This window comes from Segatella oulorum F0390, assembly GCF_000224615.1.
In the GTDB taxonomy this organism is placed as follows: Bacteria; Bacteroidota; Bacteroidia; order Bacteroidales; family Bacteroidaceae; genus Prevotella; species Prevotella oulorum.
The window spans coordinates 90,092-109,433 of the sequence record NZ_JH114215.1 but is presented as its reverse complement, the minus strand read 5'-3'; the positions used below and the strand labels follow the sequence as shown (position 1 = coordinate 109,433).

The 19,342-nt window shown below is 46.9% G+C and carries 17 protein-coding genes; 11 read left to right on the top strand and 6 right to left on the bottom strand.

The genetic code is table 11. The annotated features are described in order from the left end of the window. Positions 1–454: 454 nt before the first annotated feature. Genes HMPREF9431_RS00465 through HMPREF9431_RS00440 form a run of 6 tightly spaced genes read right to left on the bottom strand, consistent with a single transcriptional unit; the run spans position 455 to position 6,443 of the window. A complete protein-coding gene (locus HMPREF9431_RS00465) occupies positions 455–2,983 on the bottom strand; it encodes a DUF5686 family protein (protein WP_004379064.1) in 2,529 nt (842 codons plus the stop codon). Between the two features lie 19 nt (positions 2,984–3,002). Further along, positions 3,003–3,701, bottom strand: a complete 699-nt coding sequence (locus HMPREF9431_RS00460; RefSeq protein WP_004379063.1) for an HAD family hydrolase — start codon at positions 3,699–3,701, stop codon at positions 3,003–3,005. A gap of 4 nt (positions 3,702–3,705) precedes the next feature. After that, complete coding sequence (locus tag HMPREF9431_RS00455; RefSeq protein ID WP_004379062.1) at positions 3,706–4,659, bottom strand: CDP-alcohol phosphatidyltransferase family protein; 954 nt, start codon at positions 4,657–4,659, stop codon at positions 3,706–3,708. After that, positions 4,656–5,459: a hypothetical protein gene (locus HMPREF9431_RS00450; protein WP_004379061.1), complete on the bottom strand. Its 804-nt coding sequence runs from the start codon at positions 5,457–5,459 to the stop codon at positions 4,656–4,658. Before HMPREF9431_RS00450 ends, HMPREF9431_RS00455 begins: the two co-directional genes overlap by 4 nt. Continuing rightward, entirely contained in the window at positions 5,456–6,175 is a 720-nt protein-coding gene (locus tag HMPREF9431_RS00445) for a sugar phosphate nucleotidyltransferase (RefSeq protein ID WP_004379060.1), read from the bottom strand. The genes HMPREF9431_RS00450 and HMPREF9431_RS00445 overlap by 4 nt, the downstream gene beginning before the upstream one ends. Before the next feature lie 46 nt (positions 6,176–6,221). Beyond that, positions 6,222–6,443 (bottom strand): hypothetical protein, encoded by a 222-nt coding sequence (locus HMPREF9431_RS00440; protein WP_004379059.1) that lies wholly within the window; start codon positions 6,441–6,443, stop codon positions 6,222–6,224. A gap of 523 nt (positions 6,444–6,966) precedes the next feature. Here HMPREF9431_RS00440 and epsC point away from each other — a divergent pair. The 11 genes from epsC to HMPREF9431_RS00380 all read left to right on the top strand — a co-directional run. Beyond that, on the top strand, positions 6,967–7,908 hold the full coding sequence (epsC, locus tag HMPREF9431_RS00430) for a serine O-acetyltransferase EpsC (RefSeq protein ID WP_004379058.1): 942 nt from the start codon (positions 6,967–6,969) through the stop codon (positions 7,906–7,908). After that, a complete protein-coding gene (locus HMPREF9431_RS00425; RefSeq protein ID WP_004379057.1) occupies positions 7,892–9,385 on the top strand; it encodes a THUMP domain-containing class I SAM-dependent RNA methyltransferase in 1,494 nt (497 codons plus the stop codon). Before epsC ends, HMPREF9431_RS00425 begins: the two co-directional genes overlap by 17 nt. A 1-nt stretch (position 9,386) precedes the next feature. Then, positions 9,387–11,567, top strand: a complete 2,181-nt coding sequence (locus HMPREF9431_RS00420; RefSeq protein ID WP_004379056.1) for a S9 family peptidase — start codon at positions 9,387–9,389, stop codon at positions 11,565–11,567. Positions 11,568–11,574: 7 nt separating this feature from the next. Beyond that, on the top strand, positions 11,575–12,843 hold the full coding sequence (purD, locus tag HMPREF9431_RS00415) for a phosphoribosylamine--glycine ligase (protein ID WP_004379055.1): 1,269 nt from the start codon (positions 11,575–11,577) through the stop codon (positions 12,841–12,843). Next, positions 12,844–13,785 carry a hypothetical protein gene (locus HMPREF9431_RS00410; RefSeq protein ID WP_004379054.1) on the top strand — a complete coding sequence of 314 codons (942 nt, stop codon included), beginning with the start codon at positions 12,844–12,846 and terminating at the stop codon, positions 13,783–13,785. Next, positions 13,761–14,990 carry a metal ABC transporter solute-binding protein, Zn/Mn family gene (locus tag HMPREF9431_RS00405; RefSeq protein WP_004379053.1) on the top strand — a complete coding sequence of 410 codons (1,230 nt, stop codon included), beginning with the start codon at positions 13,761–13,763 and terminating at the stop codon, positions 14,988–14,990. Before HMPREF9431_RS00410 ends, HMPREF9431_RS00405 begins: the two co-directional genes overlap by 25 nt. Then, entirely contained in the window at positions 14,987–15,685 is a 699-nt protein-coding gene (locus HMPREF9431_RS00400) for a metal ABC transporter ATP-binding protein (protein WP_004379052.1), read from the top strand. Before HMPREF9431_RS00405 ends, HMPREF9431_RS00400 begins: the two co-directional genes overlap by 4 nt. 208 nt (positions 15,686–15,893) lie before the next feature. Next, positions 15,894–16,388 carry a DUF2130 domain-containing protein gene (locus tag HMPREF9431_RS13655; RefSeq protein ID WP_004379051.1) on the top strand — a complete coding sequence of 165 codons (495 nt, stop codon included), beginning with the start codon at positions 15,894–15,896 and terminating at the stop codon, positions 16,386–16,388. A 15-nt stretch (positions 16,389–16,403) separates the two neighbouring features. Further along, positions 16,404–17,078, top strand: coding sequence for a hypothetical protein (locus tag HMPREF9431_RS00390; protein ID WP_004379050.1), 675 nt, complete (start codon positions 16,404–16,406; stop codon positions 17,076–17,078). An 18-nt stretch (positions 17,079–17,096) separates the two neighbouring features. Beyond that, the gene (locus HMPREF9431_RS00385) at positions 17,097–18,725 is read left to right on the top strand and encodes a hypothetical protein (protein ID WP_004379049.1); all 1,629 of its coding nucleotides are present in this window, start codon (positions 17,097–17,099) and stop codon (positions 18,723–18,725) included. A 227-nt stretch (positions 18,726–18,952) separates the two neighbouring features. Then, positions 18,953–19,342: transposase (locus HMPREF9431_RS00380; RefSeq protein ID WP_004379047.1), on the top strand; the 390-nt coding region annotated here is incomplete at its 3' end.

The following is a 19,342-nucleotide window of genomic DNA, read 5'->3' as shown; positions in this document are numbered from 1 at the left end:
CGGCATCACATACGGCCGTCTAATACCAGTTAAATCAATAGCTTCTTTCTTCATACTCTTAATGCTTTAAATCAAATATATTTTTATCTTGTCTCACGCTTTATCAGTTGACGAATACACACACGAAAAAGCATCTGCAAAGAGCTTTGAAAGCTCCTTGCAGATGCTTGAAACGGCGAACCGACACCCGCGCCGGGCGCACCGCTATCGCCTTAGTACAGAGATTTAGACCGTTGTTAGAATGTGTGTGTGTGTGTGTGTGTGTGTGTGTGTTACACTTTTATTTGGTTCTACCAAATAAAAGATGTTAAAACTTACACTATATTTTGTTGCTATTCTATTCATTCTTGTTGCTTTGAAAACGAACATCGGCGGCAAAGGTATAAACTTTTATTGAAAGTGGCAAACCTTTTCGCCCCATTTTATGTCACATTGCATTGAATTTTGACCAAATTCAGAACGTTACGCGTATCATAAACCGCACGCCATTGCGCTTGGCAGTGGGCAAATGAGTGTAGTTGCAACGGTGGACAAACTCCACATGCAGAATTTTAAAAATGTTGTGCACGCCGGCAATGAGTTCCACATAGGGGCGTTTCGGATCCATCACATAACTGCCCACGGGGAAAGTCCACAGCATGGGGTCGGCGGCGTTGGCCAAAAGCGTGGGATTGTTGCGGTCGGTGAGCTTGCCCCACAGCGTTTTCACGCCAATATATTCGCGCCATTTGAGCTTTTTCAGCAGCGGAATGCGGTTGAGAATTTTGCCGTTCAAGTCCCAAGCCACATCCAACGAGGCGTAACGGTCGTTGAGAAACTCCATGTTGTTGATCATGTTAAACGTTTCGTCCTGTCTGATGTAGCTGAGGTTGGCTGCGGGCATGATGAGCAGCGGAAAGGGCACCTTGTTCCATTGTGCACCGGCTTTCACGCGGGCGTCTATCTTGCCCCACGAGTTCATCCAAAAGCGTTTGTAGATGCCGGCCTCGGTGAAGTTGTAACGATAGTCGCCGCCCAAGAACTTCACTCCCATGGTATGCCCCAGCGAAAACACGGGGGCATCCATGTTGATGGGGGAACGACGCTGTTTGGTGTTGACGTAAGTGCGACCGGGTGCTAACTGAAAATTCAGGCTCCATTCGGTGGTGCGCAACGTCCCAACAGGGAAATACAAGGCACCGGCGGCCTCGTTGGCCTCGGTTTTCAGCCCCACGATAGTGCGAAGTCCCCATTCCGACTCCCATTCGAAGGTGATTTTCTGTCGATTGTAGAACATCATCTTGTCGACTTTCGACCATTTAAATGCCGTGAACACATTGTCTTTATCGGTGCCCATGAACTTGTCGGAGGGCGACATGATGTCGTAGGTGGAGCTAAAGGTGAGCGTGCGTTTGGGAAATTCGCGCGGCAGATAATCCTTCTTATTAAAAGAGTAGGTGACTTCGGCATTGTAATAGTTCTTGTGGCTGCGCCAACCATGGGCGTAATACCCCGCAAAGAACCAATGCTTATTGAGGTTGGCCGTGGTTTGAGCGCTGATGCGTGTGCGGAAACCATCGATGAAATTGGAGGTAAATATGGTGTTCACGGGGCCGATGTCCACCTTGCTTGGATGGTTAAGGTCGCCCGTTTCGACAAAGTTTTCGATGAGCGCTTTGGCACCAAAGATGATGTATTTAAAGCCTTTCAGCTGCTGCACGCGCCGAATGAAAGCATCCATTTCGCTCTCACTCTTCGTGAGTTCCACCGTGCGATATTGATTCCAAAAGCTGTCGTCACGCATCATGACATTGGCTTCGCGCCGCGTGGCCGCCTTCCCTTTAAAAAGTTGTTTAGGCAGTTCGTCAAAGGCATAGTCGCTCAATCGCGTGGTGCGCACCACCAAAGCCTTCGACATAAAGTTGGTTACTTTCAGCTCCACCACCATGTCATCCACACTCAACGCCCATTCGCCATTGGGCAACTGGGTGTATTCTTGCGTGATGTTGAGGTTCTCGACAAAGTTCACATCGCTGCGTTTGGGAATGGAAAGTTCGGCGCGCTTCAAATGCAAAGTCGAGTCGGCCAAAATATAAAGTTCGCCACGGAAGCCGAAATCCTGCTGATTATTGGGCAGGAATTGCAGATGATAGCAAAGGTCGTGGTCCACATACACCGTGTCTTCGATGTAATAACGATAAAACGCGATGGCATCTTTGCCTATGGGGCTGGTGAAAGGAAACTGCAACAGGCGCACCTGATTGTCGTATAAATCGACGTCGGTAAACACATCTTTCAACACGTTGTTGAGAATGTCGCCCGTTTCAAGCAACTGATTGAGCCCCGTGCTTTGTTGCCCCAACACAATATCCTTTTCGCTTTTGGGGTTCTTCCTATAAATATGTTGCGTGACGGTTTCGTCTACCGAGATTGGCAGAATGAGCTTATGATTATAGGGGCTCGTCTCCATTTGGTCGGTGAGCCACTGCTTTTTGGCAAAAAAGCCACTGTCGATGTCGGCCTTTTGAATGTCGTTCACCGCCAACGTAATCTTTTGATACTTGTTGTATTGGTAGAAATCATGATTGGACAAATCTGTTTTCTTCTTCGCAGCAATCACCCGTTTCATCAATTCCACCGCCGGATTATCCTTGCGGCTATAACGATTGCGCTTGGTTCTCACCACCACTTCTTTCAACGTGCGCGTGTCGGGCTTGAGCTTCACGGCCATCGTAAGGGGAGAATTTGCCTTCATGGTGAACTCTTTGCTCTGATAACCCACCGCACTAATGGTGAGTACCCATCCTTCATGATGCTCAATCGAGAAACGTCCTTGTGCATCGCCGCTCACGGCCATGTGGTGCCCTTTATAGAAAGCGCTGGGATAAGCAATCGTATCGCCCGTCAGTGCATCGGTCACTACGCCTGTGATTTGGGCTTGAGCTGCTGCCGAAAGCCATAGAAATAATAAGAGAATGTATATCCTGAATAACTTGCTGTGCATACACTTGTTGTGTCTTGGTTTATAATAATTGCGCCACATCGGTAATCACCCGGTCGGGAAAGGTCTCATCATACTGTTCATTGGTCCAGCTTTCGCCCTTAAACCAAACCGCTTGACAACCGATTTTCTTCGCAGGTTCAATATCTTTATAAAAGCTGTCGCCCACCACTACCACTTCGGATGGCGAGAGGTTTAAGCAGTCAACGCCCATCTTATAGATGCGCGGGTCGGGCTTTCGAATGCCCACCATGGCGCTCTCTACCACATCATTGAAGAGATGATCCAACTGAAACTCGCGCAAAACGGTGTTCACATTGCCATAGAAATTGCTCACCAACACCATGGGATAGTGTGCATGGAGTTGCGTCAATACGTCACGACTATGCGCCGTTGTGCGCAGAACGCCTGCATAAACATCGTTCAACAGCTGTGCGTGGACTTGTTGAAAAGTGGCCTCATCGACAGGCCAATCGCCTTTCTCACGCAGAAAGTCGAGTTCTAATTGCAATTTAACCGAGAGCGTTTGCCGAAACGTGAAGTCGGGGCGTATCAGCGCTACGCTGCCCAATGTGCGCTCACCATGCACATAAGCCTTGCGAAACTGCGCCTCGGTAACGGGTAATTGCTGCCGCTCATAGGCGTGCCACAACACCTTTCCCCAGTGATGTCCCGCGGTATCGAGCGTGCCCCCATAATCAAAAATATATCCCTTCGTCATCCTCCTATTCCTTTGTTACGCCATTGTTTTGCTGCGGAGCATCCAATTGGGTTGTCAATTCGCGGCAAAGCTGCTCGTGGCGGCGGTGCATATAGACATACATGCCTTGCATAACGGTGATTTCGAACAGCGGATAAATCCATGCTTCGTTGGTCAAACAAGCCACATAGCACACGATGGCGCGCAGATTAAACGTCAGCAAGTTGGTATATTTCATCAGTGGGCGCGACCCTTGCAAAAACGCTTTGCGAATGGCTTCGGGCTTATCGCTCTGCTGCCATGCTTGAAAAAACTGCTGAAAAGCGGGCGTGCGCTTCTCTTGGCTCTTGCAATAGTTGGCATAATTGCGATAGAACACATGCGCCCAAAAGGCGCCTTTCTTCGGCAAACCTTTCAACACTGCTTGTTGCTGTGCAGAATGATCCAACTCGCTGCCTGCTTTTCCTTTCAAAAAGAAGAGATGAATCTGCCGATAATAATCAGCCAATGAGCTTTGCGGCGCATGCATCAAGAAGCCGGCTACGCAACACAACACCCAGCCCAACCAGCCCCATGGCTCATGCGTGAAAGGCAGATTTTGGTGATACAACCGCAACGCGATAGCCACATAAATGGCAAAAAACCACACATCGCCCGAGAAACCGTCAAGCATTCGCCCAATCAATGTTTTCTTACCCGTGAGACGTGCCATCTGACCATCGGTTGAATCGCAGAAATTTGCCAACATCAACAGCACCACACCCATCACATTATGCGCCACATCCTCATAATAGAACATGCAGCCTGCGCCCACACCCAAGAAGATGGAAAGGATGGTAATGGCGTTGGGGTGAACGCCCAACTTGTTCCAAAACAGTGCAAACACCAAGCCGATGGGACGCGTGAAATGCACATCCAACCACTCTTCGGTATCGTTTGATTTGAAAGATGCCTGCAACAAGGTTTTAAATTCGCTCATTTCGTTTCGTTTAAATATTTATGTTTCACCCATGCAACAATGGCTTTTGCTGCTACTTCCCGACAACGCGAAAAGCTGGGCCAGTCGTTAAAATCAATCAAAAAGAAATCGCCCGAAGGCGCAACGATCACATCGCCGCCATAGACCTCAACACCCGTCAGTGCAGCTACCTGCTCGACCATGGCTTGCAGTTGTGCCGCATCAAAGGCATAATGATGCGCCAAACCGTTGTGTTGCTCATTACCAAACTTCGACATGCCATCGTCTGACGGATAGAAATATCGGAAAAAACCTCCCGCCACACCATAGAATTTCAACAGGTCGCCCGGAAGATGGGCCTCGACCACCCAGTCGGTTACGCCGCGTTGCACAAAAAGCTGCTGCTGCATGGCCAAGGCTTCCTTATCTTGACAAAACACCACATCGCCTTGCTCCTGCGCCGAAGCATCACCGCGTTTCAGCCAATAGCCTGCATTGCCCTCGGTTGGCGCAAGCGGAATAGCATGGGCTTGCAACGAGCGACGCAACACACTGCGCACACACTGCGCCACACTCTCAGCCGCGTTCACCACCCGTTTGCCTGCCTTCTCGACCTCGGCCAGCTGTTGCAACACGGCAGTGCCGCGTGCCATCGTGAGATAAAGGTCGGCTGGGGGCAAACCTTCTGTTTGCACCTGCGCCTCATCGGTCCACACAACGGGCTGTTGCAAGCCCTCAACAACGGCCTGAAGAATGGTACGATCTTTTTCAACCGAATGGGGCGAAAAGCGCTTATCACGAGCTATGGCAACAATTTTCATTTCAAAAAATCTTCAGCTTTGGTTATGTCCGAGGCATGGTCGATGTCCATCACCTTTGAAAAGGCATGGGCTTTGAGCCGCTTTCCATCGGCAATCAACGCACGTTGAAAGTTGCGCATGCGGCTTTCTCCACGCAGCATGCAGCCGTGAAGTGTCTGAAAAGCATCGGCCGTCAAACCGTAAATGCCCCCCGAGATATATTGAAAATGGGCAGTGTTTGCATCGAAAAAGCCCGTCACATTCATGTCGGCATCCGTTCCCACATAGAGCGGGCTTTCGTCGTCAACATAATCGGTCACGCCCATCACACCGTCATAGCCTGCCACCAACTGCTGCCGAAAAACATCGATATAGTCGCGAAATTCATCCTCACGAAACACTGTGTCGACGGTGGTCAGCACGAAAGGTGCGCGCGGCATCGTCTGGCTCAAAGCATAAAAGCTATGCATCGAGCTGGGCGTGGTCTGCACGATATAGTGCAGGGGCAACGTCATGCCGTGCAAACCCTGTTGGCGAAGCCGAGCAAGATGTTGTTCAACCTCGGGGCGCAGGTTGTTGCAAATGACGGCAATCTGCTCGGCATCGTTTGCCATAAAGACGCGAATGAGCCGATCAATCAACCGTTCGCCATGAATGTTCACCAAGGGTTTGGGCATCCGGACACCTTCTTTTGCCAAGCGCGAGCCTTCGCCCGCAGCAATAATTGCATAATTCATATCGTGGAATGAAATACTGTTTTGTCAATGCAAAGGTACACATTAATCAATACATCACGAAAACCTTTTGTGATATTTTGTTTTCCATTAGAGCGCTCATCCCGCTTTCCACCACGCATTGTACGCCCTTTTTCACGCTATTTTCGCCCGCCTTCAAACGCCATGCGCAGTACCCTTGCGCCGAAAAGCATGCCATTTGCCACGCAATCTGCACCACTTTACCGACCAACAGCGCCGCTTTTACAAGGCAATCCATGCGCTTTTGCATGAGAGTATTTTCAGAATTAGTCGCCCATTCAGAGGGTCTGCGAGGGCGTTTTCAAAATTAAACGACCGTTCAGAGGGTCTGCAAGGGTTGTTTTCAAAATTAGATGACCATTCAGAGGGTCTGTAAGGGTTGTTTTTTAATTCGATGACCATTCGGAGGGTCTGCAAGGGTTGTTTTCAAAATTAGACGACCATTCAGAGGGTCTGCAAGGGACTTTTACATCGCGCATATTCCCATTCGGTGGGCAGAATAAGCTATTGCCCCTTGCAAAACAGCTTTGGGCACGCCAAATCATCCACTATATCGTGCATAACGTGTTCGGGCACGCCCGAAGCGGCTTTACATTCTTGCAGCAAGTGTTCGGACACGCCGAATCACCATTACATCGTTGCAAAATGGCTTCGGGCGCGCCCGAATACGTTTTGCGTCACTTTTCGATTGAAAAATATTGGGATAGCCCGCGCCTTCCTTAGTTTTTTTATTAACTTTGCACCACATTATATATATTGAGGATAGACACCAAATGGAGAAAGACTATTTCACACAGACGCTGACCGAGACCGTTAAAGCGCTTTCGCAAAGCGACTCGCTCAACGGTTTGTGCCTGCAACATCGCGATAGCCATCCCCTCCCCTCGGGCGAAACGCTCAACGAAGTGATTGCATTGGCGCGTGCTATTCTCTTTCCCGGCTATTATGGCGAGTCAACCATCAATACAAAGACCATCTCCTATCATATTGGCGTGAACATGGAACGGCTGCAAAAGCTGCTTGAAGAACAGATTTTTGCTGCGCTCTGCATTGCTGATTGCTCGGAACAGATTGACGCTGAAGTGAAATTGGCGCGCCAAAAAAAGGTTGAAACGCTTGCCACAAAATTCATCATGCGCCTGCCCGCCATTCGCGAAATGTTGGGAAAAGACATTGAAGCGGCCTACAACGGCGATCCAGCGGCCGAGAGCTTGGTGGAGATTATCTGCTGCTATCCGGCACTCAAGGCACTCATTAATTATCGCCTTGCACACGAATTATATTTGTTAGAAGTGCCGCTCATTCCGCGAATGATGAGCGAGCAAGCCCACTCAGAAACGGGTATCGACATTCATCCCGGCGCAACGATTGGCGAATATTTCACGATTGACCACGGCACAGGCGTTGTGATTGGTGCCACATGTATCATCGGCAACAACGTGAAACTTTATCAAGGTGTGACATTAGGCGCGAGAAGTTTCCCCTTAGACAAAGCCGGGAACCCCATAAAAGGTATTCCGCGTCACCCCATCATTGGCGACAATGTGGTGATTTATTCCAATGCAACGGTGCTGGGTCGCATCACTATTGGCAGCGATTGCGTGATTGGTGCCAACACATGGGTGCAGGATGACATGCGCCCGAAGACGAAGAAATACAAAAAAATTAAGAAGGATAGTTTAGACATTCAATACAACAATGGAACAGGAATTTGAACTCATTGCCAAAACCTTTATGGGATTGGAGAACGTTTTGGCACAAGAGCTCACACAATTAGGAGCCAACAACATACAGATAGGTCGTCGCATGGTGGCGTTTACAGGTAATCAAGAGATGATGTATCGGGCGAACTTCCAACTCAGAACAGCCATCAGAATCTTGAAACCTATCGCCCATTTCAAAGCCCACTCGGCTGAAGACATGTACGACGAAGTGAGGAAGATTGACTGGAGCCAATATATTGAACAAGGAAAAACATTCAGTGTCGACTCGGTGGTCTATTCAGAAGAGTTTCGCAATTCGCGCTTTGTCACCTACAAAGTGAAAGATGCCATCGTCGATCAGTTTCGTGAAGCCACCGGTACCCGCCCTAATATCAGCGTGAGCAATCCCGATATTCGGCTGAATATTCATATTGCCGAAGACCAAGCCACATTGAGTTTAGACTCCAGTGGCGAGAGTTTGCATCGTCGTGGCTATCGGCAAGAGAGCGTTGAAGCGCCTCTGAACGAGGTATTGGCAGCTGGAATGATTTTGATGAGCAGTTGGAAAGCCGACACTGATTTTATCGATCCCATGTGCGGCTCGGGCACATTGCTCATCGAAGCTGCCCTCATCGCACGCAACATCAATCCCGGTGTGTTTCGCAAAGCGTTTGCATTTGAGAAATGGCCCGACTTCAATCAAGAGCTCTTCGACACCATCTACAACGATGATTCGCAAGAACGTGACTTCGCCCACCACATCTATGGCTATGATGTCGACATGAAAGCCGTGAACACAGCGCGGCTCAATGTGAAAGCTGCAGGGCTCAGTCAAACGGTAACGGTGGAACAACAAGACTTCAAAGACTTTAAAAAGCCCGCCGAAAAGAGCATTATCATGACCAACCCTCCCTATGGTGAGCGCATCTCTACACCCGACCTTTTAGGTACCTACAAGATGATTGGTGAACGTTTGAAGCATGAGTTTGGCGGCAACGAAGCCTGGATTTTGAGCTATCGCGAAGAATGTTTCGAGCAAATCGGTTTGAAACCCAGTATCAAAATCCCACTCTACAACGGCAGCTTAGAATGCGAATTCCGCAAATATGCCCTCTTCGATGGGAAGATGAAAGCCTTCAGGGCTGAAGGAGGTGTAGTGAAAAGCGAGCGCGAAAAGCGTGAGATGGCTCAGAAACATCGCTTTAAAAAGAACCGAGAGTTTAAACAACACTTAGACGATGACGGCGAACAGGCCGACAACCACCACTCGCATTTCAAACATACGAAACGGGATGTGCGCAGTGAAGGTGCGCGAAAGCCCTTCCGTTCGCATAAAGGTGAGGACCATGCTGATGTGCAAGAACAAAACAATCAAAAATATAAATTGTTAGGCCACCGCTACGAAAAGCGCGATCGCAAACGCACGAAGATTGATCAAAGGCGTGGCAGAAGCAACGAAAGAGACAATCATTTTCAAGAAGATGAGTAAAATGAAAAAAGCTGTTACCTTTATTTTTACCCTGTTATCGATGTTTACACCATTGCAAGCACAGGATTTAAAGCCGCTCACCTTAGAAGATTTAAACTTCGGTGGGAAGAATTATTACCACATGATTCCGCAAAATCGCTACACCACTTGGTGGGGCGATGTGCTGGTTCGCTTAGATGTTGAAGACTGTTTTATGGTCGATAAAGCCACAGGAAAAGAGACAAAACTCTTTTCTTTAAACGACCTCAATGCTTGGAGTGGTGCAGAACTTCGGCATCTTTACAACCTACAATTTCCCGAAGAAGGCAAGACATGCGTGTGGATAAACGACGGAAAGCATCGCCGTTTGTTTGATTGGAAAGCGAAAAAAATACTTTGGCAAAGTGATTTAGAAAAAGCAAAACATGCGCAAGCCGAAAGCTTTTCTGCTATTTCACGGAACTTAGCCTATGTGAAAGACCATCAATTGCATGTGTTAGATGCACAAGGAAACGATCATCAATTCACGACAGATGGCAGCAAAAACATCGTTTATGGCCAGTCGGTACATCGCAATGAGTTTGGTATCAACGGCGGACTCTTTTGGAATGGCGATGGAACAAAATTGGCTTTCTATCGCATGGATCAATCCATGGTGGCCGATTATCCGCAAGTTGACATTCCCGAACTCGATTGGAAGCCCAAGGATGGAGAGAGCAGAATGGCGACATTAGACCCAGATCCCTATCCCATGGCTGGCGAAACATCGCATCAAGTGACGGTGGGGGTGTATGACGTGAAGACACAAAAGGTGGTTTATTTACACACAGCTAACCCTGTCGACCGCTATTTCACCAACCTTTCGTGGTCACCCGATGGGGAAAACATCTATCTCTTTGAACTCAACCGCGACCAGAACGATTGCCAACTCATTTGCTACGATGCTGCAACGGGGCAGAAATTGCAAGAGGTATATCGCGAAACCGACAGCAAATATGTAGAACCACAACACCCCATTACTTTCCTACCTTGGGATAAAAATAAATTTATTCTGTGGAGTCAGAAAGATGGTTACACACACCTTTATTTATATAACACTGCAGGAAAGGCATTGAAACAAATCACCAAGGGACAATGGGTGGTGCTCAATCTTTTGGGCTTCGATGCCAAACGTAAAGCCATCATCATTGAAAGCAACGAGCTAAGCCCCATACAAAAGAATATTTTCAGTGTTGCCATCAACACAGGAAAACGCACTTTGATTGATGAAAACGGTGCTGGCTGGCATTCAGGTGTACTCTCTCCAAGTGGGACTTACTTGGTCGACAACTATCAAACGCCGACAACTCCACGCAAGATAGCGATTGTTAATACAGAAATCCGCCAACATACAACTTATTTTTCGGCTAATGATCCGTGGCAAGGCTACACAGTTCCCACCTATGAGCTGGGGAAAATCAAGGCTGCAGATGGCGTAACCGACTTGTATTATCGCATGGTGAAGCCCTTAAACTTCGATCCCAAGAAGAAATATCCCACCATCGTTTACGTTTATGGAGGTCCACATGCCCACAATGTGGATGCACGATGGCACTATGGAAGCCGTGGCTGGGAGACCTATATGGCCGAAAAAGGCTACCTTTTATTCATCTTAGACAACCGCGGAAGCGAACATCGCGGAAAGGCTTTCGAGCAAGTAACGTTCCGACAATTAGGCGAAGAAGAGATGAAAGACCAAATGCAGGGCGTGGCATTCCTAAAATCTCTGCCTTATGTTGATGCCAACCGCATGGGTATTCATGGCTGGAGCTTCGGTGGATTTATGACCATCAACCTCATGACCACCTATCCCGATGTATTTAAAGTGGGCGTAGCTGGCGGTCCAGTCATTGATTGGAAATGGTATGAGGTGATGTATGGCGAACGCTATATGGACACGCCACAGACCAATCCCGAAGGCTATGCTAAATGCAGTTTGTTACCAAAGGCTAAGAACTTAAAAGGAAAGCTGCAAATTATCATCGGCTTGAACGACCCTGTCGTGGTACCTCAACATGCGTTCTCGTTCTTAAAAGCTTGTATTCAAGACGGCACACAACCCGACTTTTTCGTCTATCCCGGTGAGCCCCACAACATGAGAGGCCACCAAAGCGTGCACCTCCACGAGCGAATCAGTCAATATTTCTTTGATTATTTAAAATAACCCCATCATGAAGTTGTTATTAATAGGAGCAGGAGGCCGCGAGCATGCCTTAGCTTGGAAGATGGCTCAAAGCCCACAATGTGATAAACTTTATATTGCACCAGGCAATGCCGGCACAAAAAATTGCGGAGAGAACGTACCCATTTCCGTCAACGACTTTGAAAAGTTGAAAGCCTTTTGCGTCGGCAATCAAATTAATATGGTTGTCGTAGGCCCCGAAGATCCTTTAGTTAACGGCATCTATGACGACTTTAAAGCCGATGCACGCACAAAAAACATTCCCGTAATTGGGCCATCAAAAGCTGGTGCAATGCTTGAGGGCAGCAAGGATTTCGCGAAAGCTTTCATGCAACGCCACAGCATTCCCACCGCAAAATATAAAACCATCAGCAAAGCCAATCTCGAAGAAGGCCTGCAATTCTTGTCCGAGCTGCAAGCACCTTATGTACTGAAAGCCGATGGTTTGTGTGCAGGGAAAGGCGTTTTAATCTTGCCCACATTAGAAGAAGCGCAAAAGGAACTGCGCGAAATGCTCGATGGCATGTTTGGCAACGCCAGCACTCACGTGGTGATTGAAGAGTTTTTGAGCGGCATTGAATGCAGCGTATTCGTGCTCACTGATAGAAAAGACTACAAAATCCTGCCCGAAGCAAAAGATTACAAACGCATTGGCGAACACGACACAGGGTTGAACACCGGTGGAATGGGCAGTGTCTCGCCTGTTCCCTTTGCCACAAAAGAATGGATGCAAAAAGTAGAAGAGCGCATCATTCGCCCAACGATTGCCGGCCTGCAGCAAGAACATATCGACTACAAAGGATTTATATTCTTCGGGCTCATCAATGTAATGGGTAATCCGATGGTCATAGAATATAACTGCCGCATGGGCGATCCAGAGACAGAAAGCGTGATGTTGCGTATCAAAAGCGACTTAGTGGATTTGTTTAACGGTGTGGCTGAAGGTAATTTAAGCACGCGCTCACTCACCATTGACGAGCGTGCGGCTGTTTGTGTAATGCTTGTAAGCGGCGGCTATCCGGGGCATTATCAAAAAGGATTTCCCATACACGGACTCGAACATGCTGGCGAAAGTGTCATTTTCCACAGCGGAACCGCCAAGCAAAAAAACGAGATTGTGACCCATGGCGGGCGCGTGTTGGCCATTTCCTCCTATGGAAAAGATAAAAACGAGGCACTTCAGAAAAGCTTTGCAACGGCACAGAAGATAACGTTTGAAGGCAAATATTTCAGAAGTGACATTGGAAAAGACTTGTAAATGGCCAAGAAAAGAATACAAGAGAAAATCGTCAACAGTCGGCTACTGTTCCCCACCATTCTCATTTATGGCGCCCTTCTCATGGCGTTGAGGTGGAACAGTCAGCCACAAATGTGGATGCAAGGGCTCAGCATTGCATCCACAACCATTCTCATGCTGGCACTCAATAACCGCTATGCGCTGCTACGCGTGTACAGCCGTATGGTCTCTATCGCCTATGTAGTGCTTTCGATGTTGCTTCTGCAAGAACCATTCGGCTTGGACGAGACCCTCATTCCCGTGTGTTTTGCAGCTTTCTTCTTTATTCTTTTCAATGCCTATCAAGACCGACAACAGGCCGGAACCATCTTCTATGCATTCTGCATGATGGGCATCGCAAGCATCTTTCGTCCGCAGATTTTATACTTCATGCCCATCCTATGGTTCATCCTCATCGTCTTTATTCTAGCCTTTAGTTTCCGCACTTTCATTGCTTCGCTCTTGGGATTGCTGCTGCCTTATTGGCTTCTTTCGGGCTATTATTGTTATCAAGGGACACCATTCCTAATCCTCTCGCACCTCACGGCCATCATACAACCCCAAGATTTCTTCCATACTGTCGCTTTCAACGAACATCAATGGGTAACCTTTGCCGCGCTCGTACTCTTAAATATTATCGGCATCATTCATTTTTTGCGCAACAGCCATTTAGACAAAATCAAAATACGCATGCTCTATGGAGCCTTCATGGTGTTTCAATTAGCCTGCGTTGCATTTATTTTCGCGCTGCCCGAATACGTGTCTTTAGGATTAAGATTGATGACGATTCCGACAGCAATCCTCATCGCCCACTTCCTAAGCCTAACCCACACCTGGCTCACCAACATCGCATTTCTCGCCATTACGATTTTACTCTTCCTGCTCACACTTTACAATTTATGGATTCCATCATCGCTTTTTTAATCGACTGGGGTGCTTGGGGCATGCTCTTTTCTGCCTTCTTAGCAGGCAGTTTCCTGCCTTTTAGCAGTGAAGCTGTCATGTTAGGACTGCTGGCTGCAGGTGTACATCCGTGGCCACTCATCCTCTATGGCACCGTGGGTAACGTGGCTGGAGGCCTCTTTAATTATGCCATTGGCCGACAAGGACGGTTGGACTGGATTGAGAAATACCTGCACGTGAAACCCGAGAAGTTGCAACGTGCACAACGATTTATGGGCGAACGGGGCGCACTGATGGGCTTTTTTGCCTTCCTACCGTTCATCGGAAGTGCCATCACCATCGCATTGGGACTGATGCGTGCCAACCTTTTACTATCGACACTCAGCATCACTGCAGGAAAATTTCTGCGCTATGTGCTGCTGGCCATGTCAACAGTTTCGCTCACTGCCTGCACAAGTCCCACAGCCAAGTCAACACAAACGCTGATGGTTTCGATTGAACCGCTACGCTATTTTGCCGAAGAAATCGCCGGCGACCGCTTTCAGGTGACCACAATGGTGCCGCAAAACAGCAATCCCGAAACCTATGAACCCACCGCACAACAAATGATGGCGCTCAGCGAGAGCCGGCTGTTTTTCATGGTGGGTGAAATTGGATTCGAACGCACCTGGGCAAAACGATTGCAGCAAAACGCTCCCCAAACAACGTTTGTCAACACCTCAAATGGCATCAAACTGATAGCACATGGCCACGGCATCAGCGATCCCCACACGTGGATGAGCTGCCGAAATGCCAACATCATGGCGCGCAACATGCTACAAGCACTCACCCAGTGCTCGCCTAAAGACAGCAGCTATTTTGCAAAGAACTTTCAACGCTTGCAGCAGACGATTGCGCAAACCCACCAAGCCCTCACTGCAACGCTGCAAGGCAAGCACCCTGCCTTTCTCATCTACCACCCCTCACTCTCCTATTTTGCCCACGAATATGGCCTGCAACAGCTCACCATCGAAGAAGAAGGACGCGAGCCCAGTGCCCTGCAACTGCAACAACTCATCGAAACAGCACGCCAAAGAAAGCCGCGCGTGCTCTTCATGCAAAAGGAGTTTGCCAACCGAAACATTCGCGTCGTGGCCGAATCCACCCACACAAAAATCGTTGAAATCAACCCACTTTCCTACCAATGGCCGCAAGAAATGCGCCACATCGCACAAGCCCTGCAATGAGTCAGCCCATCATCCAAATCCAAAAACTCACGGCCGCCTATGCACAAAAGACCGTGCTCCGCAATGTATCGCTCACCATTTACGACGACGATTACTTAGGTATCATCGGTCCCAATGGCGGTGGAAAGACCACACTCATGAAGCTTATCTTGGGCATGATGAAACCACAGAGCGGCACCATCGCCTATTTCAAACAAGGAAAGCGTGTCGAACAAATCCGCATGGGCTATCTGCCGCAATACACCAACATCGACAAGCACTTTCCCATTGTAGTGAACGACGTAGTGCTTTCGGGCATCAAGCAACCACTTTTCAAGAGCTATACCGCGCAACAACGGCAGCAAGCCTTGCAAACCCTGCAACAAATGGAGCTTGCGAACTTGCAACAACGACCCATAGGCCAGCTCAGCGGCGGTCAAATGCAACGCGTGTTGCTCGCACGTGCCATTGTTGAAAAGCCCGACGTGCTGATTCTTGATGAGCCCAATACCTATATCGACAAGCGATTTCAAGAACAGATGTATCAGATGCTGGCCGACCTCAATCGGCAATGTGCCATCGTGATGGTAAGCCACGACATCGCCGAAACTGTGCACTATGCCAAACACATCGCCTGCGTGAACGAGACGTTGCACTATCATCCCACGACCGACATCCCGCAAGACAAGCTCGAAGAGCACTTCCTGCACATTTGACTTACTATTTGCGACTGAAATACAAGCTCTTGTTACGTTTTTGGGTTGTCAAAGATAGGTGATCAAACCTGATTTTCTACGCAAAGAGATGAAGGAAGATGCTGATGCTTTCAGTAAAGTGTATGATGATTAAAAATATTTTTGAAGAACATAGAATGTCTGCACTTTTAATCATTACCTTTGTATTGTAATTTTAATAAATTGATATATGCGTGAACTTAAATGTCCGGAGTGTGGTGCCGTCTTGACCGTTGATGAAGCTGATAATACTCCTTTCCTTGACCGAGTTAAGAATGATGCCTTTGATGCAGGGGTAAGTAAAAGACTTACAGAACTCTATAAGCAGCAAAAGATTGAGCAGACTACTGTCCTCCTTCAATCAGAACAGCGGTTTAAGGACAGTGATATGGAATATATTTTCATTATGTTTGAGATGAAGAATGAAACAGATATGACTACTACCAAGCATAAGAATAAGGATTTCTTTGCTTGGCAGGACAAAGACCGTACCGACAAGGGGCGTGAATATGCTGTACTTATGAGCATACTGAGGGCTGAGAGTGAACTATATAACAATGGTATAATGGATGTGAGTCACCACAATCCAAAGATGTATGTGATTTGTCTTCCATCTTCATGCCTATCATTTCTCATGTCAAGGCTTCCTGAATACTTGGCTTTAGTAGTGAATTACCAACCGTAATATACATGTGAGGATATGAATACAATAATCCTATCAGTCATCCTATCGATTATCCTGATCCTGATCTTTATCATGTTTGGGCTGGGTAGAAAGACACAAGACGTGAAGTTGCAGGAAACTGTAAATGTAAGTCTACCTTGTAAGGAGATGTCTTTGAAGGCATATAAATATGAGTTCAAAGAATTGGTCAAAAAGAATTATTATGTATTTGTGGATGTCTTGACTATTGATGGAAACTACACAGAAAACCAAATAATTGAACTTGCATACATCAGAGTCAATAGAAAAACGGGGAGAATTACAGAAACATACACAACCTTTGTCAGACCCTACAGGCTTGAAAGACTGCATTCTGTGCATGGGAAGTTGGAAAGTGCTCCACTTGCCAAGGATGTGGCCACAAAATTAGAAACCGCTTTTGCGGACGCTGTAGTGATAGGTTACAATATGTTCGCTACAATCGGGTCAATAGTGGCTATGGGCTATATTGCGGGTATCCCACTTGATGTGAGAATGTTTGACGTATATGAAGAAATGGATAGAGGCCATCGTGAGCCTTTAAGTATAGATGTTCAGCAGACGGCCTGTAGTTTTGGCTATCAAAAACATTCCGATAATCGACTGCTTGACAACTGCTATGCGTGCGAATTTCTCCTCAGACAACTTATACATTATCATAAAAATATCTAACTTCTAAAAACAATAATTATGAGCGTAAATGTAAGAATCAGAACCAATAATCGTAGACTGAACTTTGAACAAGTTGTAAGTCAACTTGCTGCAAAAGGATATAGACTGGTCATTAAATTTATTAATCCAGAAACCTGCGAATTCTATCAATATCGACTATCTACACGTCCTATTGATTTAAGCCTGGAGGATAGCGGTTATGAGGTGCGCATCACCTCTTTGGCGTGCAGAGAGGACTACGAACTCTTTGTAAAGACAGTTACCATCATACAAGAGCAGACCGACGGAAACGTTTATTGCGAAGATAATGATGATGAATGCTTGGATAATGTGCCTGCCTTCCTCTACTCGGAATGGATTGAATTACAGATGAAGAACGACGCCATGTGCATTAATACGCTTGTGTTAGGAGAGCATGTCAATGCCCCCAGTCCTGAGCAAATGTGCGAAGTGGGGCTTAGGGGGCCGGTTAGCATGTTCTACGTTGGTGAAAACCTGCTTGAGAAACTGAATATTACCATCAATACGGACTGGCGCGAGATTAGTGAAAAGCTAATAGGGAAATTCCGCTATAGCCAATATGCTCGTCCAAGCGATATTAGGCGTACCACCACATCAATGGTTATAAATTTTTCTGATGACAACAAGAATGAAGAGAATGCCGGAATGAATGACAAACTGACCTATTATCGCCAAAACTATTATGACATGATTTCCCGCACCGATTATTTTGCCTTGATTGCCCATGATGACAAATCTATCGTCGTCAAATACGAAGACTTTATGAAGGTTGTACCACAACAATGGGAACGTTTCGATAACAGCCAATACTTTACGTCACCATTGACCGATAGACAATTCAAAGAATTTTGGGACAGGGCAAGAAAATATAGCCTTGATCAGAATGCTGAAGAGCTGGACTACCATGAAAAGGATGATCAGGAACTTGACTTGAAAATGGCAAAAGCTTGGTTTTTTACCGACGTGGACTATGTGAGAAATCGAATTAAAACACAGGGCTTGCCCCCATGTGCCATGGCAGAACCTAGCCCAGAGGGTATCCCTCCGATTTTTTATGCCATCGCGAAATGTCAGGAGATAATATTTGGTTCAGACAGTTATGCTCCTGAATATATGTCCGTCGTATCAGAAATGAAGAAACGAACAAGGGCTATGCTTGACTTTTGGGAAAAGGAAATGGAAATCCCCGAATGGAAATCTATTCCGTTTCGTGCGTTTTCCGACATGTTTGATGTTATAGAAGAGGACGCATCTATTGTCGACGTGATGGGGACGGAAGCGGAAGACTTCAGAGAGGCAGGGTTCAGCAATTCCGACCTGTTGCTTATGGGAGCTGTGAAGTTTGATTTCAAGAGGGTGCTTGACAGAATTAGGGCTGGTGCCGATCCTGACTTGGAATTGTATCCTGCAAGTGATGAACATCACGTATTCTGTGCGACCTATGACATGCAAAGCAGGGCATATTCAGATTTCCAGTACCTTTACGCCCTATACAAATGGTATATTGATACGGGTGAGATGATTATGGGGCTTTCAGACTGCGGAAGAATTATAAGCTGTGCTGCCCACATGAAGATGTATGCGTTCATGAACGAACATCGACAGAAGTTTTTAACGCGACACTAAGATATAAAACCATAATGAATATGGAGTCTACAGGGTTGAATTTTCAAAATCAGAACATTTCGAAGTCATTTTTTGTTGCTGCAATTCTTACTGAGGACTCTGATATAGATATTGTTAATCCTGCTATCGATGAAGTACGAAAGATGCCGATGGGGTAGTGTCTAAAAAAGTGTGTAAGCTCGACATAATTCTTATCTTTGCATTAAGTAATAAAAAACAACAAGAATATGGAACTTACACAAGGACAAATTTCGGAAATTATTTCGAATTACACAAGTAGCAGTGAAGGTTTTGTCACGCTTCAATCGTTGATTATGAATTCTTTGATGGCCCATGAGCGCGAATTATTCGTCAAAGCGAATAAAAATGAGCAATGCAATGGCTTTCGTCCTCGTCGTTGGTATTGTAAGGGCTATACGTTCGTCTTGCGCATTCCACGTAGCCGTAGCGGCAATTTCTATCCCGTACTTTTAGGGATTATTCGTAGCGAATGTGAAGAGCGTGCTGCCTTGGTTTATCAACTTTATACCAAGGGACTTACCACCGAGCAGATTAGTGAGGTGATAGAGACGGTTTATGGTCGGGCTTATAGCAAACAGCAAATCTCTTACTTGGCC